The sequence below is a fragment of the Adhaeretor mobilis genome, from assembly GCF_007741515.1.
Taxonomy (GTDB): Bacteria; Planctomycetota; Planctomycetia; order Pirellulales; family Lacipirellulaceae; genus Adhaeretor; species Adhaeretor mobilis.
This window is the reverse complement of the sequence record NZ_CP036263.1, coordinates 4,144,938-4,163,230: the sequence shown is the minus strand read 5'-3', so window position 1 is coordinate 4,163,230 and position 18,293 is coordinate 4,144,938. Positions and strand designations below refer to the sequence as shown.

At 55.6% G+C, this 18,293-nt stretch carries 12 protein-coding genes; 1 reads left to right on the top strand and 11 read right to left on the bottom strand.

Annotated features, from left to right (window positions below):
- Window positions 1-101: 101 nt before the first annotated feature.
- Window positions 102-3,719: an aminotransferase class I/II-fold pyridoxal phosphate-dependent enzyme gene (locus tag HG15A2_RS24145; RefSeq protein WP_218932020.1), complete on the bottom strand. Its 3,618-nt coding sequence runs from the start codon at window positions 3,717-3,719 to the stop codon at window positions 102-104.
- A 902-nt stretch (window positions 3,720-4,621) separates the two neighbouring features.
- Between HG15A2_RS24145 and HG15A2_RS16345 the strand changes: the two genes are divergently transcribed.
- On the top strand, window positions 4,622-6,424 hold the full coding sequence (locus HG15A2_RS16345) for an ABC transporter permease subunit (RefSeq protein ID WP_218932019.1): 1,803 nt from the start codon (window positions 4,622-4,624) through the stop codon (window positions 6,422-6,424).
- Between the two features lie 62 nt (window positions 6,425-6,486).
- Here HG15A2_RS16345 and HG15A2_RS16340 read toward each other — a convergent pair whose 3' ends face one another.
- The 10 genes from HG15A2_RS16340 to arsA form a co-directional block, all read right to left on the bottom strand.
- A complete protein-coding gene (locus tag HG15A2_RS16340; RefSeq protein ID WP_145061386.1) occupies window positions 6,487-8,592 on the bottom strand; it encodes an elongation factor G in 2,106 nt (701 codons plus the stop codon).
- 241 nt (window positions 8,593-8,833) lie between these two features.
- Window positions 8,834-9,547, bottom strand: coding sequence for a 1-(5-phosphoribosyl)-5-[(5-phosphoribosylamino)methylideneamino]imidazole-4-carboxamide isomerase (gene hisA, locus HG15A2_RS16335; protein WP_145061384.1), 714 nt, complete (start codon window positions 9,545-9,547; stop codon window positions 8,834-8,836).
- 111 nt (window positions 9,548-9,658) lie between these two features.
- Window positions 9,659-10,279, bottom strand: a complete 621-nt coding sequence (gene hisH, locus HG15A2_RS16330) for an imidazole glycerol phosphate synthase subunit HisH (protein WP_145061382.1) — start codon at window positions 10,277-10,279, stop codon at window positions 9,659-9,661.
- A gap of 350 nt (window positions 10,280-10,629) precedes the next feature.
- Window positions 10,630-11,454 (bottom strand): OmpA family protein, encoded by an 825-nt coding sequence (locus tag HG15A2_RS16325; RefSeq protein ID WP_145061380.1) that lies wholly within the window; start codon window positions 11,452-11,454, stop codon window positions 10,630-10,632.
- Window positions 11,455-11,582: 128 nt separating this feature from the next.
- Window positions 11,583-12,068 (bottom strand): hypothetical protein, encoded by a 486-nt coding sequence (locus HG15A2_RS16320; RefSeq protein ID WP_145061378.1) that lies wholly within the window; start codon window positions 12,066-12,068, stop codon window positions 11,583-11,585.
- A gap of 29 nt (window positions 12,069-12,097) precedes the next feature.
- The gene (locus HG15A2_RS16315) at window positions 12,098-13,456 is read right to left on the bottom strand and encodes a prepilin peptidase (RefSeq protein WP_145061376.1); all 1,359 of its coding nucleotides are present in this window, start codon (window positions 13,454-13,456) and stop codon (window positions 12,098-12,100) included.
- A 39-nt stretch (window positions 13,457-13,495) separates the two neighbouring features.
- The gene (locus HG15A2_RS16310) at window positions 13,496-14,026 is read right to left on the bottom strand and encodes a shikimate kinase (RefSeq protein WP_145061374.1); all 531 of its coding nucleotides are present in this window, start codon (window positions 14,024-14,026) and stop codon (window positions 13,496-13,498) included.
- Between the two features lie 206 nt (window positions 14,027-14,232).
- On the bottom strand, window positions 14,233-15,747 hold the full coding sequence (gene aroE, locus HG15A2_RS16305) for a shikimate dehydrogenase (protein ID WP_261342133.1): 1,515 nt from the start codon (window positions 15,745-15,747) through the stop codon (window positions 14,233-14,235).
- A gap of 301 nt (window positions 15,748-16,048) precedes the next feature.
- On the bottom strand, window positions 16,049-16,480 hold the full coding sequence (locus tag HG15A2_RS16300) for an arsenate reductase ArsC (RefSeq protein ID WP_145061372.1): 432 nt from the start codon (window positions 16,478-16,480) through the stop codon (window positions 16,049-16,051).
- Window positions 16,481-16,498: 18 nt separating this feature from the next.
- A complete protein-coding gene (gene arsA / locus HG15A2_RS16295; protein WP_145061370.1) occupies window positions 16,499-18,274 on the bottom strand; it encodes an arsenical pump-driving ATPase in 1,776 nt (591 codons plus the stop codon).
- Between the last annotated feature and the right edge of the window lie 19 nt (window positions 18,275-18,293).

Here is an 18,293-nt window from a genome sequence, read left to right as displayed (position 1 = left end):
GCGTGATTCGCTCCCCGAATCACGAAAATCAGTCCGATTCTTAGACGTTGAGATTCCCTTGCAAGCCGCTGTAGGACCTATACTTGTCATAACGATTCTACCTATCGCGGCGGCAAACTGGAGACGGGCTCTACTGCAACGCCGTGCGTTGCGACCGATGGCAGGGGATGACCCTTGCGGTAGGTTGGGTCTATCTTATCCAGCTCTTCAGCCACTGCCCGCACCGTCTGTCGGATTTGCTCTGTAGTGTGATCCGTAGTGATAAAGAATCGGAGTCGGGCGGCGCTTTCTTCGACAGCCGGATGGATGATCGGTTGAACGTTGATGCCACGATCGAATAGTCCCGTGGAGAGTGCCATTGCATGGGGCGAGCTCCCCATGATAACAGGTACGACGGCGGTGTTGTTGCTCGTGCCGGTGTCGAGGCCTGCCGCTTGGGCAAGTTCTAAGAACAGTCGTGAATTCTCTGCCAGCTTGGCGACGCGCTCTGGCTCATCCTGTAGCAGTTCGAGCGAAGCAAGTGCCGCGCCCGCATTGGCAGGAGAGAGACCCACGCTAAACACAAAACCGGGTGCGGTGTACTTCAGGTAGTCAATCAGTTCCGCTTGCCCGGCAATATACCCGCCGCAGCTGCCAAACGATTTGCTCAGCGTTCCCATCCACACATCGACGTCTCTAGGATTGAGGTCGAAATGCTCAACCATGCCGCGCCCGCGCCGGCCCATGGTGCCAATCGAGTGTGCTTCGTCGACCATGAGGTAAGCCTTTTGCTCTTTCTTGATCTCGACAAACTTGGGCAATTCGGGATAGTCGCCGTCCATGCTGTAAACACCTTCCACGACAATCAGCACTCGCTGATATTCGTGACGAATCTCTCGCAGAATGCGCCCGCAGGCTTCCCAGTCATTATGTGGGAAAGGCCGACGACGAGCACCTGAGAGGATGGCACCCTGCATGATGCTGTTATGCGAAAGGGCATCGTGGAGGATCAAGTCTCCGGGGCCGAACATATGTCCGATGACCGACTCGTTGGTCGAGTGGCCGCCGACAAACACGAGGGCTTCCTCGGTGCCGATGAAGTCGGCAATGCCCCGCTCGAGTTTGCCGTGCAACGGCTTTTCGCCAGAGACCAGTCGGCTTGCCGAAACACTTGTACCGTAGTTCTGTACAGCGTCACGGGCGGCTTTGGTTACCACGGGATCGCCAGACATGCCCAAATAGTTGTAGCTGCAGAAGTTGATGTACTCTTGGCCGTCAATCGTAGTCCGATCGTTCGTGACCCCTTCGTGCACTGTAAAGAACGGTTTTCTGCCAGTGTCAGTGAAGACTTTCTTGTTTTCTTGCAGGCGACGATATTCCATCGACTGCGCGAAGATGTAGTTTTCCTCGGGGATAGCAAGGTTTTCGCGAGGCTGGGTGCGATCAATCAGCTTGCCACCCAAGTGCTCCTCAATCGCTTCGACAACTTCGCCACAGGTTTCCATATTCGGGAGCACGTGATCTGGGAATCGGCCACCAAAGGCATCTTCCAACGCAGCGACGATCTCCATGCGTTCTAGCGAGTCAAGACCCATCTCAACGATGTTGGTACTCCACTCCAGATCTTTCGCACGTTCCTTGCCAATCAAGCGAACTTGCTCGAATACTTTCTCCGCAATGTCCTGCTGTTGGGCAGACAGCTCATGCCCTTCCTCGGATTGATCGCCCGCCGCTTGCGGCTTAGAAGCGAGCTCTTTCGAGCCTGATCTCTTCGCGATCGCACCATTCCGCTGAGCCGGTTCGACACTCAGTGGCTTCTTCGCAACAGACTTCTTCTGTAGAGGCTTCGGTGCAATCGTCTCTTGCACCGAGGAAGCAGCTGCGTCCTCTAGGCCCTCGTCGTCAATAACGTCTGCAGCAGCCTCCATTCCATCGGAATCAAGCTGGGCGTCGTCATCGGTGGTACGCCGCACGGAAGCAGCAATCTCTTGGATGCCACCCTCGGCAGTCCACATGGCCAATGCCGCCAGCGTGCCCGCTTGGTAGCCGGCTTGGCAGGCATGGCGTTGGATTTTACCGCTGGAAGTTTTAGGGATGCTACCCGTCTTAAGCAGTACGATAGCCGACACGGCCAGTTCGTGGCTGTTGGCCACCTGCTTGCGAATCGCATCGAAAATCTCTCCGACATTCATATCGCGACGGCGATTGGTCTCTTGCGCAACCACCAAACGCTCCTCGCCATCGGGACCCACAGCAAACGCTGCACCAGCGCCTGGCTTGAGATGTTCGTGAGCACCATCAACTGTCAATTCGATGTCTTGCGGGTAGTGATTCACTCCGCGCAAGATGATCAAGTCTTTCAAGCGGCCCGTGACGAAAAGTTCGCCATCGGAGAGAAAGCCCAAGTCGCCTGTACGCAGGAAAGGACCGCGACCATCGCTAAGTTTTGCTTGGAACGTGTCTTTGGAGATTTCCTCACGCTTCCAATAGCCCTGAGCCACACTAGGGCCGGAAACCCAAATCTCGCCGACTTGGTTTTCCTCGCGAGCTTCAAAGGTTTTCGGGTCGGCAATCACGATGTTCTGATCGAGCAAATTGCCGCCGCTGCCCACCAATCGGCGGGCGTTCTTATCTGACGCATCAATTCCAACCGCCCGGTGTTCTTCCAAGGCAGCAATATCGAAGGTGCGTACGACCGGCTCGGTCTGCTTGTAGCCACCAGCCACGATGAGCGTCGCCTCGGCCAAGCCGTAGCAGGGGTAGAATGCCTCTTTGCGGAAGCCGCACTCGGCGAATGCTTCGCTGAAGCGGTCCATGGTTTCCGCACGAACGGGCTCCGCACCGTTGAAGGCCAGTGACCAGCGGCTGAGATCGAGCTGCTTCTTTTGCTCGGAAGTGATTTTCTCTGCACACAGATCGTAGGCAAAGTTGGGGCCTCCGGAAATGGTCGCACCCGTTTGCGTCATGATTTGCAGCCAACGGAGCGGTCGCTGCAGGAAGTGTGTGGGCGAGAACAGCATATTCGGCCGGCCCATATAGAGCGGCTGTAGGATGCCGCCAATGAGGCCCATGTCGTGATACAGCGGCAACCAGAACACACCACTACCCGAGCGAGAATGCTCGAACGCATAAGCGATCATCGCTGAGTTATGCATGAGATTCGAGTGGGTAAGCATCACCCCTTTGGGCGTACCCGTCGAGCCGGAGGTGTATTGCAGGAATGCCAGTGTATCGCCGTGTACGTCAGGATGGGTCCAGCTATCGCTCAGTTCTTCTTCCCATTGGTCAGTTGCACGCCATCGCATTTGTTGCAACACAGGGGTGTCGCTGATCATGATCTGAACACGCTCAAGAACGTCAGAAGTAGTCAGCGCGATAGCGGCCGACGCATCGTTGGCGATTGCTTGGATGCGGGCCATATTGCGATTGCGACGCGGCGGGTAGGCCGGCACAGCGGTAACGCCCGCGTAGAGACAGCCAAAGAACGCGGCGACGAAGTCGAGCCCGGAAGGATAAAGCAGCAGCGCTCGCTCTCCCTCGAGCCCCATTGCCTGCAGCGATGCCGCAATGGCGCGGGCCTTACGATCTACGCCAGCATAGGTCCACTCAATGGATTCTTTCTCACCGTCAACGAGAAAGCGAAATCCAATATCGTCGCCCTGGTGGGCAGCGCGATGCTGTAACAATTCAACAAGCGTTGAGGGACCGAAGAACGAGCCGGGAAGTTGATCTTGATTCACGTGAGTTAAAACTCCTAAGGACTTCGCAGCGTGTCAGTGACTGCGAAGTGGTTGTTTTGCAGGCGGGAGGTTGCGTGTAGCGGCGGCGAGAAGGCCGCGAGGCGGGCAGGCAAGTGTGCGTGGCGTGTGGGGGGCATAGCTTGGTCGTTTCGCAATATTCTCAATCGCTTAAAGCAGCCAACAGTTGCTGTTGTGTTTGCTTAGTTCATTTCGCAGCGGTGCTCGCACCGTGCGGAGCTGTATTGCTTGTAATCGAGGTTTGGCAATGCCAAGAGCTAAACAATTGAGCTCGTCCAATACATCAAAGGCGAGGGCACTGATTTCGGTGAGTTTATCTCGCAGTCGATTGAACAAAGCTTGGCTCCGGTGGGATGGGCTTGACGACAGTTTGGCATGTCTGGTCGCGGGTTCTATTTTAAGCTGAAACGACGCCATTCCCAGCCCTGAGATGGGTTTGGCTGGTTCATTGGCCACTAGCCTCGTGAAAAACAATGAAAACGATCCTTGACAGTACCACGGCAGCCGTCGCTGGGCAAATATTCCGTAGGTCCGTTAAGGTGGGTTCTGGGTGAATTAATCCCTCCACGGGCCTAATTTCGCTGCAATTGCCAGCAGTTACGAGCCCGGCAGGATTTGTCCAGATTGCCCAATCGCTCTGGGTGGAACAGTTTGCGTCCAGATGAGTAAGCGCGGGGTGACTGGCAATGTTACGCGGCAATTGGTGCGAAATTGCCTCCTTATACATGGACACCATGGCTTGCAGAGTGGATGTCGTTAGTGAGCTATGTGCAGATTGAACAAAAAGACTCCTCAATCTAGTATCCGCAATGCAAACGCGGTACGATTGCAGCGAAACGTTGCGTAGGCTCTCTTTCTTCGCGTCAGCATCGAGATCGCCAAACATGCTTGCTGGACCGATTTACCGAGTGGAATTGGTCAGCGTGGCTCGCCGCTCGCGCTATTACGTCATGCGAGTGCTGTACGCCCTGCTTATCCTGCTGATCTTGTGGATGAGCTACATCGGCGCGGCGAGCTTCCGTAGTGCGGGCAGTCTCAGTATTCAACAATCATCGCATCTGGCGACAGGTTTTTTTCTGTCGTTCAGTTGGATGCAGTTGTTAGCCATTCTTGCCGTGGCCCCGGCCATGGCGGTGGGCACGATCGCTACCGAGCGTGAACGCCGCACGATTGAGTACCTGTTTGCTAGCGATCTTTCCAATATGGAGATCGTCCTTGGTAAGACGCTCGCTCGGCTTACGCTTATCGGCAAGTTCCTGCTGGTTTCCCTGCCGATCCTCCTTCTTTTCCGACTGATGGGCGGCATCCCGGCTGACTTGGTCGCCGGAGGCTTCCTGATAGGCGGCAGCACGGTGCTGCTGGTGACCGCGCTAAGCGTATGCGTGTCCGTTTGGTCTCCGCGAGCGCGGGACGCCATGATCCGCGTGTACTTGCTGATGGCGGCGCTGTTCCTGTTGCCCTTGTTCTTGTCGGCCATGGCCGCGGGACCGGCCTCACGGGGCATCGGCGGCACGATGGTCGCGATGGCTTCGGATGCGCTCAATGCAATCAACGAGATCAACCCTCTGATTGTAATGATCGGGGCGATGGGCAACCGTTTCTCCGTCGGTTCGACGTTTGACTTTGCTCCCGTTATTCACATGACGCTTTGGCACCTAGTTCTTTCGGTTGGATGCATCGCGCTAGCGACGGCAGCCGTGCGGAGAGTTCATCTCCGAGAAGCGGGTCGCGGCTCGAAGACGAAGTCTAACAAGCCGCCGGGGTTGCACTCGAAATTAATGCAAGGCTGGCGTCCTGCCCTAGGACAGCGCCCGGTGGTTTGGAAGGAGTCGTTCGCTGGCACTGCCCGCACCCGTTTCGGTTGGATGGGCGTCGTCGCAGCCACGTTGATCGCAGCCACGGTACTAGGCTTCACGATCGTAAAATTCTTTGAAACGATCACCAGCAGTCAGGACTATCGGCGAGACGAATTCATCGCGTACCTGAGTTTCCTAGTCGGGAGCATCGGTGTCGCTATCATGCTGATGCTTGCCGCCCGGGCGGCCGGTTCGATTACTCAGGAAAAAGAGAGCGACTGCTGGTTGTCACTGCTGGCAACCCCACTCACGGGGAAGGAAATTCTGGCCGGCAAATTCTTTGGCAGCCTGTATGCCATGCGCTGGCCCACGGCGATCATCGCGTTCGCCTGGGCTCTGGCAGCTGTTTTGAACCCTAGCTATCTGTTGGTCGCCGTGCCGATGCTCATCACGCTCCTCGCCTGTGCTTCGTTCGCTGCACTGTTGGGATTGCATTTCTCCATGCGATCAAAGACCACTCTACAATCCTCAGCCTCAGCCATGGGAACGCTACTGGTCCTCGGTGGCGGCTATCTCATGTGCTGCTGCCCCCTGGCTGGGTTTGGGGGAGGTGCCGGTAGCGAAATCATGATCATTATGTTTGCGCCCTGTATGCCGTTTCTATTTGGCTTTCCTGCTACCTTTGGCACTTGGGACTTTGGTGCGGAATACTTCAACAGCAACGGCGAGTTCTCCTACATGTTCATCGCCTATGCGCTGGGCACGTGCGGGTATGCGATTGCGAGTTTCGTGATGTGGCAAAACCTGAGCGAGCAATTCGACCACAAGGCGGGACGGGTGAGTGCTCGCCCGTTGAGCGACAAGCCAGTCACGCTCGTGCCGGTTTCTTAGGATGGCTCTGTTGGGTAACGCCCCTTAAGTTGGCCTCCGTGGTGTTCCCTATAGTCGCCATGTCACTCCTCTTCGTCGCTGTGTTTGGCCGCTTCCACGATCTGCTGCTGGATATTGCCCGGCACAACTTCGTAATGCGAGAACTCCATTGTAAAGCTGCCTTGTCCCCCAGTCATTGAAGAGAGTGTGCGGGCATAGGTGGCCACTTCCGACAGCGGGGCTTTCGCTTCGATAGTTGTCATTCCGCCGCCACTTTGCTCCATGCCAGCCATCTGGCCACGTCGGCCTGAGAGGTCGCTTGAGACATCGCCGACGTTGCCTTCGGGTACGGTGACATGCATGTTCACAACCGGTTCGAGTATCGCGGGTCGTGCTTCCTTGAAGACTTGTGCGAACGCTTTGCTTGCAGCCGTTTTGAAGGCGGTCTCATTGCTATCGACCGGATGGTCTTTGCCGTAGTGTACTTCCACGCATATATTCTGCACCGGGCAGCCTGCGACCACGCCTTGGCGAATGCGTTCTTGGAAGCCCTTTTCTATGGCCGGCATGAAGTTGCCAGGAATTGAACCACCCACTACCGAGTCAATCCATAAGAAGTTGCTCTTGGGATCGTAGTGCGTGCGCTTCATGTGGGGAAAGCGATCTTTGGTGGCGAACTCTTCGACCTCAATGCCTTCGGGTAGCGGCAACATGCGGATATGTATTTCTGCAAACTGCCCTGCCCCGCCGGACTGCTTCTTATGACGATAGCTCCCCTCGGCGTTGGTCTGAATCGTTTCGCGATAGGGCACCTTGGGCTCGTGGGTCTTGATATCGACATGATCTCGCCGATGCAGTCGCTCCTGGATCAACGCTAGATGCAACTCGCTCATTCCCGTGAGGACCATTTCCTTCGTTTCCGGATCGTGTTCCAGATGTATGGTGCAATCCTCCTCGGTGATCTTATGCAGAGCACCCGAAAGCTTCGCCTCGTCACCGCGGCTTTTCGGTTCGACGGCCAGGGCGATCATCGGCTCTGGGAAAGTCAAATCCGGCAATTCGATCTCTCCGAGCGAATCTCCAGTGTGCAATTCTTCGCACTTGGCGATTGCCACAATTTCACCGGGGCCTACTTCTTGTGAACCATTGCCCTCGACTGGGTGCGTTTCTCCAGCCTGAACGTCTAACAATTGGGCGATCTTCAGCCCTTTGCGAGTCGCCGAGGCCTCAATCATAGCATCCTTGCGGAGCGTGCCAGAGTACACGCGAACAAAGCTAAGCTTTTGCACGAAGGGGTCGATACGCGTTTTGAACACCTGAGCCGCTAGCGGTGCTGAGGGATCGGCATCCAGTGGGAACCAGTCGTCACCCTTATGGCCCTGGCGGGGCAACAGGTCAGGCGAAGGGGCAAAAGCGGCCAGGGCGTCCATGAGTTCAGTCACGCCGATGTTCTGCTTCGTACTGAGGCAGAAGATCGGCGTGAGTGTTCGCTCCGCGACAGCGCGTACCAGCAGTCCCGCCAGCTCTTGCTTTGTAGGGGCAGTGCCTTCGAAGTAACGTTCCATGGCATCTTCGTCGACTTCGATGATCGATTCGACCAGCGCTTCATGGATCGCCTGCACATTCATCACCGCACCACTTGCGTCACTAGGTGGCGAGAGCGTACTGGCGATGCCTTTGAGATCGTTGCTGACGCCTATTGGTAGGTTCAGGGGCAGGCAGCTTGGGCCAAAAGTTTCTTGTAGAGAGGCGACGATCTCCGGAATGTTCACATTATCGGCATCGATTTTTGTGAGTACCAGAATGCGCCCGCAACCGGCCTCTTCTGCTTCGCGCCAAGCGCGTCGCGTGTTGACTTTCACCCCTGCGTGGGCATCGACGACGATGAGAGCCGTTTCGACGGCGCGTAGAGAGCCGATCATCTGGCCGACTAGTTCGGGGTAGCCCGGAGTGTCGATCACATTGAAGTGCTTTCCCGCGTGATCGAAGTGTGCGAGGGTTGCTTCGACCGAATGATGATGGTGCTTTTCTTCTTCGTCAAAATCGCAAATGCTCGTTCCGGCATCCACGCTGGGATTCGCTTTGACGGCACCACTTCGAACGAGCAGCGTATCCACGAGCGATGTTTTACCGGAACTACCGTGACCGCACACGGCAAAGTTACGAAGGTCGGAGACATTTCTAACCATGAGGTTCTCCCGAGAAGAGTAGAGGAAACTTGGGAAGCATTCGTAGAAAGGCTATTTTTGAAACCGTTTGGTGCAGGGGGACGTCTTTACCTATGGGGATTGGGGGCCATATATACCTGAAGCTTTATTGTCTCATGTGGAGCGCAAACGACGCAAATAAATCTTGTTTTGCCACAGATGTGCGTGCATGAAAGAATGCTACCTGCGAGATTTGCAGGTGAGAATCAGACTACCGGCTTGCCTACTGGGCGGCTGCGAGCGCCGCTGGCAAGGTGATCGTGTCTTCGTAGAGGGCCCGGCCGATAATGGCCGCGGCAAGTCCTGCTTCAGATAGTGCCGTCACATCGTCGACGGTCGTTACCCCGCCTGAGGCAACAACCGGCACATCGACCGCTTGTTGCATTTCTGCCATGGCAGCAACGTTGGGGCCTTGAAGCATGCCGTCGGTAGCGATGTCTGTGTAGATAATCGCGGCCAACGGAACGTTTGCAAACTGTTTGGCCATCTCGACGGCATTGGTCTGACTTACTTCCAGCCAGCCCTCGGTAGCAACCCAACCATCTTTTGCGTCAATTCCTAGAGCCAGTTTGTTGGGGTACTTCTCACACATCTGGCGAAACCAATCGGCCTGTTTCAATGCGGCAGTCCCCAGGACTACGCGCGTCAGGCCCACATCAAGCAGCGTCTCGATGGCTGCCTCGTCTCGGACGCCGCCACCCACTTCACATTGCATATCGACCGCAGAGACAATTTCGCGGATGACCTCCGTATTGCAAGGCTTGCCCGCCTTGGCTCCGTCGAGATCCACTAGGTGCAAGTACTTTGCCCCAAGGTCCTGAAACGAGCGCGCCATCGCAGCCGGATTGTCGGAGAAAACGGTCTCCCGTTCGTAATCCCCCTGCTGCAATCGCACGCAGCGTCCTGCAATCAAATCAATGGCTGGCCAGATTTCCATAGTCGTTTTTTGTGCGTCAGAGTCTAAGGGCTGTTGTTCCGCCACTATCACAAACGGGCGGATCAATTTCTAGCGGCTTGGGGGCAGGAGCACTCTGAATTTAATATCTTGTCAGACTTGTGAGCATTCGTATTCAGCAAAATTCTTCAGCACTTGCAGTCCCATTTTCTGGCTCTTCTCCGGGTGAAATTGCGTCGCGTATAGGTTGTCGCGCCAGATCATCGCGCAGAATGGGTTGGGGTAGGACGCCACGCCAGCGATCAGATCCTCGTTGGTCGGTTTCACGTAGTAGGAATGCACAAAGTAAAAGTGACTCTCATCGGGGATGCCAGCAAAGATTGGTGGCTGGCGCTGGTAGTGGACCTGGTTCCAGCCCATGTGGGGCACCTTGAACTCGCGCGGTACATCAAAACGCACCACTTCTCCCGGTAGCACGCCAAGACCCTCGTGCTGGCCATCTTCGTAGCCCACTTCAAACAGCATCTGTAGCCCCAAGCATATGCCCAGCACGGGCTTGGCGGCAGTGATGGCATCGACCAGCGGGCTTACCAATTCTCGCCGGCGCAGCTCGGCCACCGCATCGGCAAACGCGCCGACTCCTGGCAGCACAAGCTTATCAGCCTTGCCGAGCACGACCGGATCGGCAGTGATCGTAGCCTCGTGCCCCACTCGTTCAAACGCTTTTTGAACGCTGCGGAGGTTGCCCATCTGATAATCAATAATCGCAATCATGAAGTTCTCAATGTCGAATAGTCTGCACTCCAGCAAGAGGCTTGTCTGCTGGGATAAGTTCGTATTCTACCGAGAGCTGACGCATCCTGAAACGACTAGCAGCTTCCTAATCGACTGGAGTTGCGTAAGAGAAGTCTCGCGCAGAGTCCGCAGAGACGACAGAGGTTAGACTGGACAGGACAACAAAATGTACAAGATCGACAGGAGAATCTTGATATCTATTGGTCATTTAGAGACGTCGCCTCCAGCCAGGTGATCCTCGCTATCGAGTCTCAATAAATCGATCCCGTTGATCTTGTCAATCCGGTCATCCGGTCTGTATTTCTGCTGTCTCGCGTGAAGCACAGACTCTAACGCCGAGCAATGCGCTCAGGGTAGACGACCAATTCCAACCGGCGGTTGCGGCGTTTGCCTTCGTCGCTGGCGTTAGAAACGATTGGGTGATTAGGGCCGTGGCCGATCACAAAGAGTTGTGTCGCGGGCATCGTACTGCGTTCGACCAGTAGATTATAGACCGCCAGAGATTGAGCAGCCGACAGATGGTGATTCGTGGGGAATTGCTGTGAGTGGGTTTCGCGATCGTCAGTGTGCCCCTCAACGCCGATGATGTGGTCTGGGAAGTTACGCCGCAGTTCCTGAGCAACGCCTACGAGAACCGCATCGGCGCCATTTTGCAGATAAGGGCTACCCGGCATGAATATGCGGTCCCCTTCGATCTCCACACGCACGACGTCTCCATCCTGTCGAACGCTCACGCCAGGGATGCCATCGACGCTCAAGTTCTTGAGTAGGCTGTTGTTAGCACGAATTTCCGCTCCTGCGCGTTTTTGCGAAGAAGCCAGCAGTGCTGAGGTCTTGGTGCGTAGCTCGCGATTGTTGTTCTGCATCGCAAGGACTTGGTCGGACGAGGTTTTCAATTGTTGCCGCGTGGCAACGACCTCTTCATTGAGCAATTGAACCTGCTGACGCGATTGAGCGAGCAACGATTCAAGCTCCTGGTTATCCGTGTCCAACTGCTGAGCGCGGCTCTGGTACTCTTGATTCTCTTGCGCGAGTGTCTGCATCTGTTGTTGTACGACGGCGTTGTTCGGCTGGTCCGGCTTGAAGACCAAACGACCACAACCGCTGGTTAGCAGCGTTAAACAAAGCACGATGAAAATGCGTGAACGGAACACAATTGCAAGTAGTAGCTCGTAGATTGGGCTGGAAACTTGCGCGCAGGAGTCTGCGAGCGCTGGGGAAAGTAGCAGGGCCCAGGTGGCCGATCAAGGCCATCCCCAGCGCTGCTAGCACGACTAGGGAGCTAGTATTGGCAAGATCCAGGATAGCTGCCGTAGAACCGCTTGATGAAGTTGCGGTGCCAGCGCTGCGGGCGATGAGCCTCCCAGCCGAAACGTTGCAGCAGCCGATCGCTCAGCCTGCTATTAGTCACATCGCACAAAATCGCGTCCGTCCGTTTGATCTCCGCAATCTGGTCGAGCATTCGCAGGGCCGTCTGACATGTGGCTAGGCTAGCCCCCCGGGTTGAGACCATATACTTCACGGCCAAGAAGTTCGAAAATCGTCGCGGCTGGTTGTAATACAGCCAGCACGCATCGCCGGTGCCTGCCACGTGATAGCGGCTGCCCACGGGCCATATTTCCGGCCAAGCAATCAACTTCGGCCAAGCTTTCAGATGCACGGCCTCGAAAGTGCCATTGCGAGCAACGATAACGCCGTAGCGTTTCCACCGCAGCAAGTCGCTACCGGAATCGAGATTCTCAACGGTTGTGTGAAATGGACTTCCCATAGATTTCACGACTGCCTGTTCGCAGTTGCCTATTCGAACCCCATTTTGGTTTTTATTCCACGAACCAACATTAAAAGCACACCCATCAGCGCCATGACAACCAAGAGAGCCGCGGGGACGAACCAGCCGGCGCCGAAGAGTTCCTGTAGACCCATCGTTTTCATGTTCCAGATGTCTGCCCAACGAGCTATCACTACTAGCGTTCCCAAACAGAGGTAGGGACCGTAGGGGATTTCGTTCTCGCGGAAGAAGATCAATTGAATGATGCCCGCCACCAGTCCGGCCAAAGGTGCCACGAAGAAGATCACAACGCCAGCTTGCCAGCCCAGGAACGCTCCGACCATCATCATGAGGGTCACATCCCCAAAGCCCATCGCTTCGCGTCGCATGGCAAAGAAACCAACGATCCGAGTGGCCCACACCATCGCCCCGCCGCCGATCATGCCGACTAGCGCCGACAAGAGGCCGTGCCAATGGTCGCCGCCAGTCCACCAAACGCCCATGATCACGGCCATGCCAGTGAGTCCGATTAGTGAGAGCGGTTTGCGGCACAGTTCACGCAAGACGCGCGCTGCGATGATTCCAATCGTACGACCAAAGCCTCGACGCCCGCGCCAGATTCTGGGTGTCAGTGCGACGAGCCAGAACGCCCAGCACGCGAGCCCCGTGATGAGCCCCCGCCAGCTTGTCACAAAGTGATTTACTGCTCGCGAAGCATTGGGTCCGTGCCAGGGAGTTGCCTCCAGACAAAGCTGACTCGCAGCGGGTAGTCTGTTGATTCCTGGGGGCAGTGCGAGCTCCACGGAGTTCGGGGGGGCTGCAGCCCGGGGAGCAATTTGGGGAAGTAGCGCCATCGGTACCGCAGCTGCGAGTACGAGCCCGAGTAAGGTTCCGATAACGGTTATCTCGTCGGGGATGATCTTCTCATCAATATCGATAAAGGTCGCCGCAGCCATGAGTGTGATCAGCAGCGTGTGCGAAAAAAACGTACACAGTGTCGTCCAGGTTGGCACATGGGTGAGACTGGCGAGACGCTCGCTGTCAAAGAACCAAACCAGCTGAGTGTGCACCAGGCCTTGCTGCTGGACTTCCCACCAGTAGAGTACGCAAATCCCGACGGCCATTGCTAATTCAATCACGATCGGACGAATCCAGAAGCCGCGCCCATGCAGCTCCGCCTCGCGTCTTAGCCGCACCCATCCATACAGAGGAATACGATCTTGCCAAGTGCGCGGCTCTGCCTGCTCAGGAGGCGGTGCCCACGGTGAAATGGGTCGCGGGTTCCATGCGAGGGAATAGACGGCCCAGTTCACGAGCCCGCCAAGCACCAGCCCGAGCGCGAAAACGCACAGCAGAGCAAATGGCAATGGCAGAGCGGCGAGGAACATGCGGGGCTTTTGAGGGATTAACGACTTGTCGCTGAGCCCCTACGTTGCGAGGCCGAGCTTCTTGAGAATGGCCTCGGCAATTTCCGCTGGGGCCTTACTATCGGTATCGACCTCAAGCGTAGCACACTCCGTGTAAATGGGCGTTCGCTCGGCCAGGAGAGTGACAATCTCGTTCCGGCCGCCCGCATTAGTCAGGTTAGGACGGCGCCCCGCGGTCGTTTCATCGCCAAAAATTCGCCCTTCAATTGTTTCGACCGATGCTTTGAGCCATACCGTTGCTTGGACGGTTCGCAGCTTCTTCCGGGTTTCTTCACGTAGAACTGCCCCTCCACCCAGTGCGACAATGGTGTCCTTGCGGTCGAGAAGCTGCTCGACGACTTCAACTTCTAGATCGCGGAATGCCTTCTCTCCATCGTCGGCAAAGATGGCCGCGATCGATTTGCCAGCAGCAAGCTCGATTTCCACATCCGCATCGACCCAATCCCAAGAGAGTGTTCGCGCTAAGTATTGCGCGACCGTCGTCTTTCCAGTGCCGCGATAGCCGACGAGGGCAAGACAAGATGAGGCCATTTGAAATAATCCAATCGGGATGCAATCTAGTGGTCGGATCGCATCGCTACCGACTTTGCAGAAAAGGTATAAACAAAAAGTAACAGAGGAAACAAAGGCGATTCTTGGATAGACTCTCTGCTCCCTCAGTTGACTCCGGTAAGACCCGATCCGTGTCCTACTCGGCTTTAACGTCGGAGTTTTTTCGAGCTTGGCTCAAATCGTAACTATCCGCCGTGTCCGATTGGCCCGATAGCGTCCATGACGACATCCCGGATTAAATCCGCAGAGGTTTCTTGCTTGGTGAATAGGTAGAACTGCAATTGAGCTTGGCGCGTGAACATTTCCACGCCAGTAATTGTGATGCAGTTCCGCCCGCGGGCTTCTTTAATCAGGAGCGTCGTTTCTGGATTGTAGACCGTGTCGAACACGACCATCGAGGGCTTAATGAACGACTTGCTCAGTGGTGTCTCATCGACATTGGGATGCATCCCCACGGGTGTGCAGTTGACGATCACATCCTGTGGGCTTCGATGGCGATTCTCCCACTCGACCGCCTTCACTTCGAATGCCTTAGCGAGTTTTTCGGCCCGGGCCATCGTCCTAGAGGCAACGGTTACTTTGGCCCCACGTTTTACTAATCCGAAGGCAATCGGTCGTGCAACGCCGCCTGCACCAAGGATGAGCACACGCTTGCCACTGAGCGGGCTAGGCTTTGCACCGATGTCACCCATGCTGTGTTCCAAACAATCCATGGCGGCGTTGTAATCGGTGTTGTATCCAACGCGTTCAGAGCCGACGAGGGCAACCGTGTTCACCGCGGCAATACTCTTCACGGCCGGATCGACCTTGGTGAGATGACGGGCAATGGCCTCTTTATGGGGAATGGTAACGCTCAGGCCTTTCACTCCTAATCGTGTTGCGTCTTGGATAAATTGATCGAGTGTGTCGGCGGGTACGCGGAATGGCACGTAGACCGCGTCGATCCCCGCCTTCTCGAAGCAGGCGTTATGCACGTTCGGGCTCAGACTATGCCCAATCGGATCAGCGATCACGCCGTACACAGCTGTGTCGGGTCCAATGCGCTCGTACCGATAGATATCAGTCATCTGCTTGAAACTCAATTGGCCCGGCGCCAGTGATCGTTCGTGGTTGAAGGTAGCGTATGTGAAGGGTGCTCCGAACTTGCCAGCGAGGATCCTCGATGGCGTGCCAATGTCTCCCATGCACATGCCGATAGTGGGGAGTTCGCTTTCCTGCATCATTTCCAGCATGCGCAGGTTGTCGTGCGGTGAATTTGCCATCGTCGCGATCTTCACGATATCGGGATCGAGCTTAGCCATTCCATCGTAAAGCTCTCGCAAGTTGTCAGGCGTCTTGCGAAAGTTGTGATAGCTAATAATGCGTTTCGTGTTGCCGAACCGGCGGATCTGCCCGGCGACATCCTCTTCGAGGTCAACGTAGTCAACCCCTTCGGCAATTGCTTCACGCAGCAGAAGTACTCGAGCCTCTTCCGTACCGCCCCAGCGACCGCCATCTTCTTTGCGACGGCAGGTGATGATCACCTTGCAATTCTCTGGACGGTCAGCAAGCAGGCGGGCCATATTCACACGTCCGGCGACGTAATCAAGCCGCAGTTCCACCATATGAGCACCCTGATCCGCCAGGTGACGGTGTTCGGCCATCATGTGCTTATGGCGACTGCGGCCAATGGCCACGCAAATCTTTGGTTGTTCGTTCACGGAGAGCTGCCTGGGTAGAATCGTAACTTTGAGTGAATCCCCCCATTTTGATCGAATCACCGCGAACTGGCAAACGCTATTCTTGGTGAGGAGAATTAGAAATTTCCGCTTCCAATTGAGCCTCCGGGAGGGGCATAGCAACACCCCTAGGGCTCCAAAGCGGTTTGACGATGCAGCCTACGTTTGGCCTAACAAGTGTTCGCAGGGTACAGAATCCAGCAGCATTTTTTTTGCGTGGGGAGCACTCCAGCCGAGCCAAGTTTGGCAACCACCACCGGAAGCAGTGTGGCGATAGCGGAAGTCACTCAAGTAAGCCAAGCAGATTCTGGGCTACAAAATCGCGAATTTCGTCCCGTACGCGGCGGTAATGATCCAACGACTCTTCTTCGCTCTTAGCGTCCTTGGCGAGTTTCGGTGGGTCGTCGAAACCGACATGGATGACTTTCGCCTTCGTCAAAAAGGTTGGGCAATTCTCATCAGCGTGTCCACAAACGGTGATGACGACATCAAGATCTACGTCGCCAAGAGAATCTGCGAGCTTCGATGACTGCTCGGAAAGATCAACACCAGCTTCTTTCATGACATTGATGGCATTCTGATTCATGCCGTGGGCAGCTATTCCCGCGGAGAAAGCCTCTACCGTCTCTGGATGCAAGTGCCTCGTCCATCCTTCGGCCATTTGGCTTCGGCACGAATTACCCGTGCAGAGAAATAGAACGTTTGTCTTTGACATCTTGTTTTCCTTAGATCGCTAGTGTGCAGCAATGGTCGTTGGTTCGGCGACGCTTCGCATTCCGGCGAGCCCTATTGGTGGCTCTGTTTGCCAAGGGATAAGAGCGACTCTTTTCGCAAGCGACGACTTCACTTCCTCGACGAAAGGAAGTTCGTGATGTTGGCGTTGTCGAAGAATTGGGTCGGAGATATCCAGTGGCAAAAGACTTTGATTTATCACCCATGCGAAAGGATCGATTCCTGCCCGGCGGAGATCTTCCTGCAATTGGGCAGCTTCGTGCACAGGCGTTGCTTCGGGCAAGGTAGCAATCAAGACACGAGTGAAGTCAGGGTCTCGCAATCGTGGCAACAGTTTCTCTACGGTTTCGGGCATCTGGTTGGATTGTCTTGTGACTTCGCGGTGATACGCAAGGGCCGAGTCGAGCAGTAGTATCGTATGTCCTGTGGGTGCCGTGTCGAGAACAACAAACCGATCGGCCCCTTCAGATACTGCTTTTGCGAATGCACGGAATACGGCAATTTCCTCAGTACACGGTGACCGCAGGTCTTCCTCCAAGAGAGCTTTTCCTGCCGCATCGAGACTAGGCCCGGCAGCCTGCATCACTTCAAGTGCGTACTTGGCTGTTTCTTCGGCGGGGTCAATGCGTCCCACCGTTAGGCCTGTCAATTCCTCCTGCGCCAACATTGTAGCCACGTGGGCTGCAGGGTCCGTTGTGGAAAGATGCACCTCAAAGCCTCGCTCGGCGAGTGCGACAGCAACGGCAGCAGCAATCGTGGTCTTGCCTACGCCCCCTTTTCCCATGGTCATGATCACGCCGCGCCCCATTTGGGCAAAGTCGTCGATCAATGGTGCGAGCCCGGCGGGCAAGGAGTAGCTGGAAACTTTATTGGTCACGGAGGCAAAGGAATTTCCTGAGGGAGTGCTTATCTTGCGAAGCGACTCGACTCCCATCAACCCCGAGGGCGCCAAGGCGACGGTCGTTCGCGGCAACTTGTTAACTTCCTCTGGCATGGAGCCAATTGCTTGGTTACCTCGAAGTTGCATTGCGGTAGCAATAGGGTCTGTTGATGACTCGCAAGAAAAGACGCCATTGACGATAAGGTGTTGGTTGCTGACCTCCAGGTGCTTCAATTCGAGGCTGGTACGAGCAGCTTCACGAAACGCAGACGGCTCAGGACGTGTTACTAGGACAAGTGTGGTTAGCTCGGGATTGCTGAGCGATTCGACAGTCTTCTGGTAGATTTGCTGCTGAGCTTGCAGGCCAGCAAGTGGTCCTAAGCATGAGGTGCCGGTCGTATTGCCTTCAATAAATCCAGACCATGCCGTTGGTAAGGTCAACAGCCGAAGCGTGTGGCCCGTTGGGGCGGTATCGAAGACGATATGGTCGAATTCACTCGTGGCTTGCCCATCGCCGAGCAGCCTTGAGAACTCATCGAACGCAGCAATTTCTAACGTGCAGGAGCCAGAAAACTGTTCCTCCATGCTTTTGATGGCAGCCTCGGGCAAGGTGTCGCGGTACGGGCTTACCATGCGTTCGCGATACTCCGCTGCCGCCGTTTCAGGGTCGATATTCATTCCCATCAGATTGGGAACAGCGGCAATTGGTGTGGGAGTGTTGCGTAGTGGGGTTTGTAGGACTTCGTCTAGGTTGGAGGCGGGGTCCGTTGAAACCAACAGTACCCGCAGCCCTTTGTCGGCCAGTTGAATTGCCGTGGCACATGCCATCGAAGTCTTGCCGACCCCACCTTTTCCTGTGAAGAACAAGTTCCGTGTTGGTTCTTTCAAAAATCTCATGGCGAATCTTCCTAGCGTG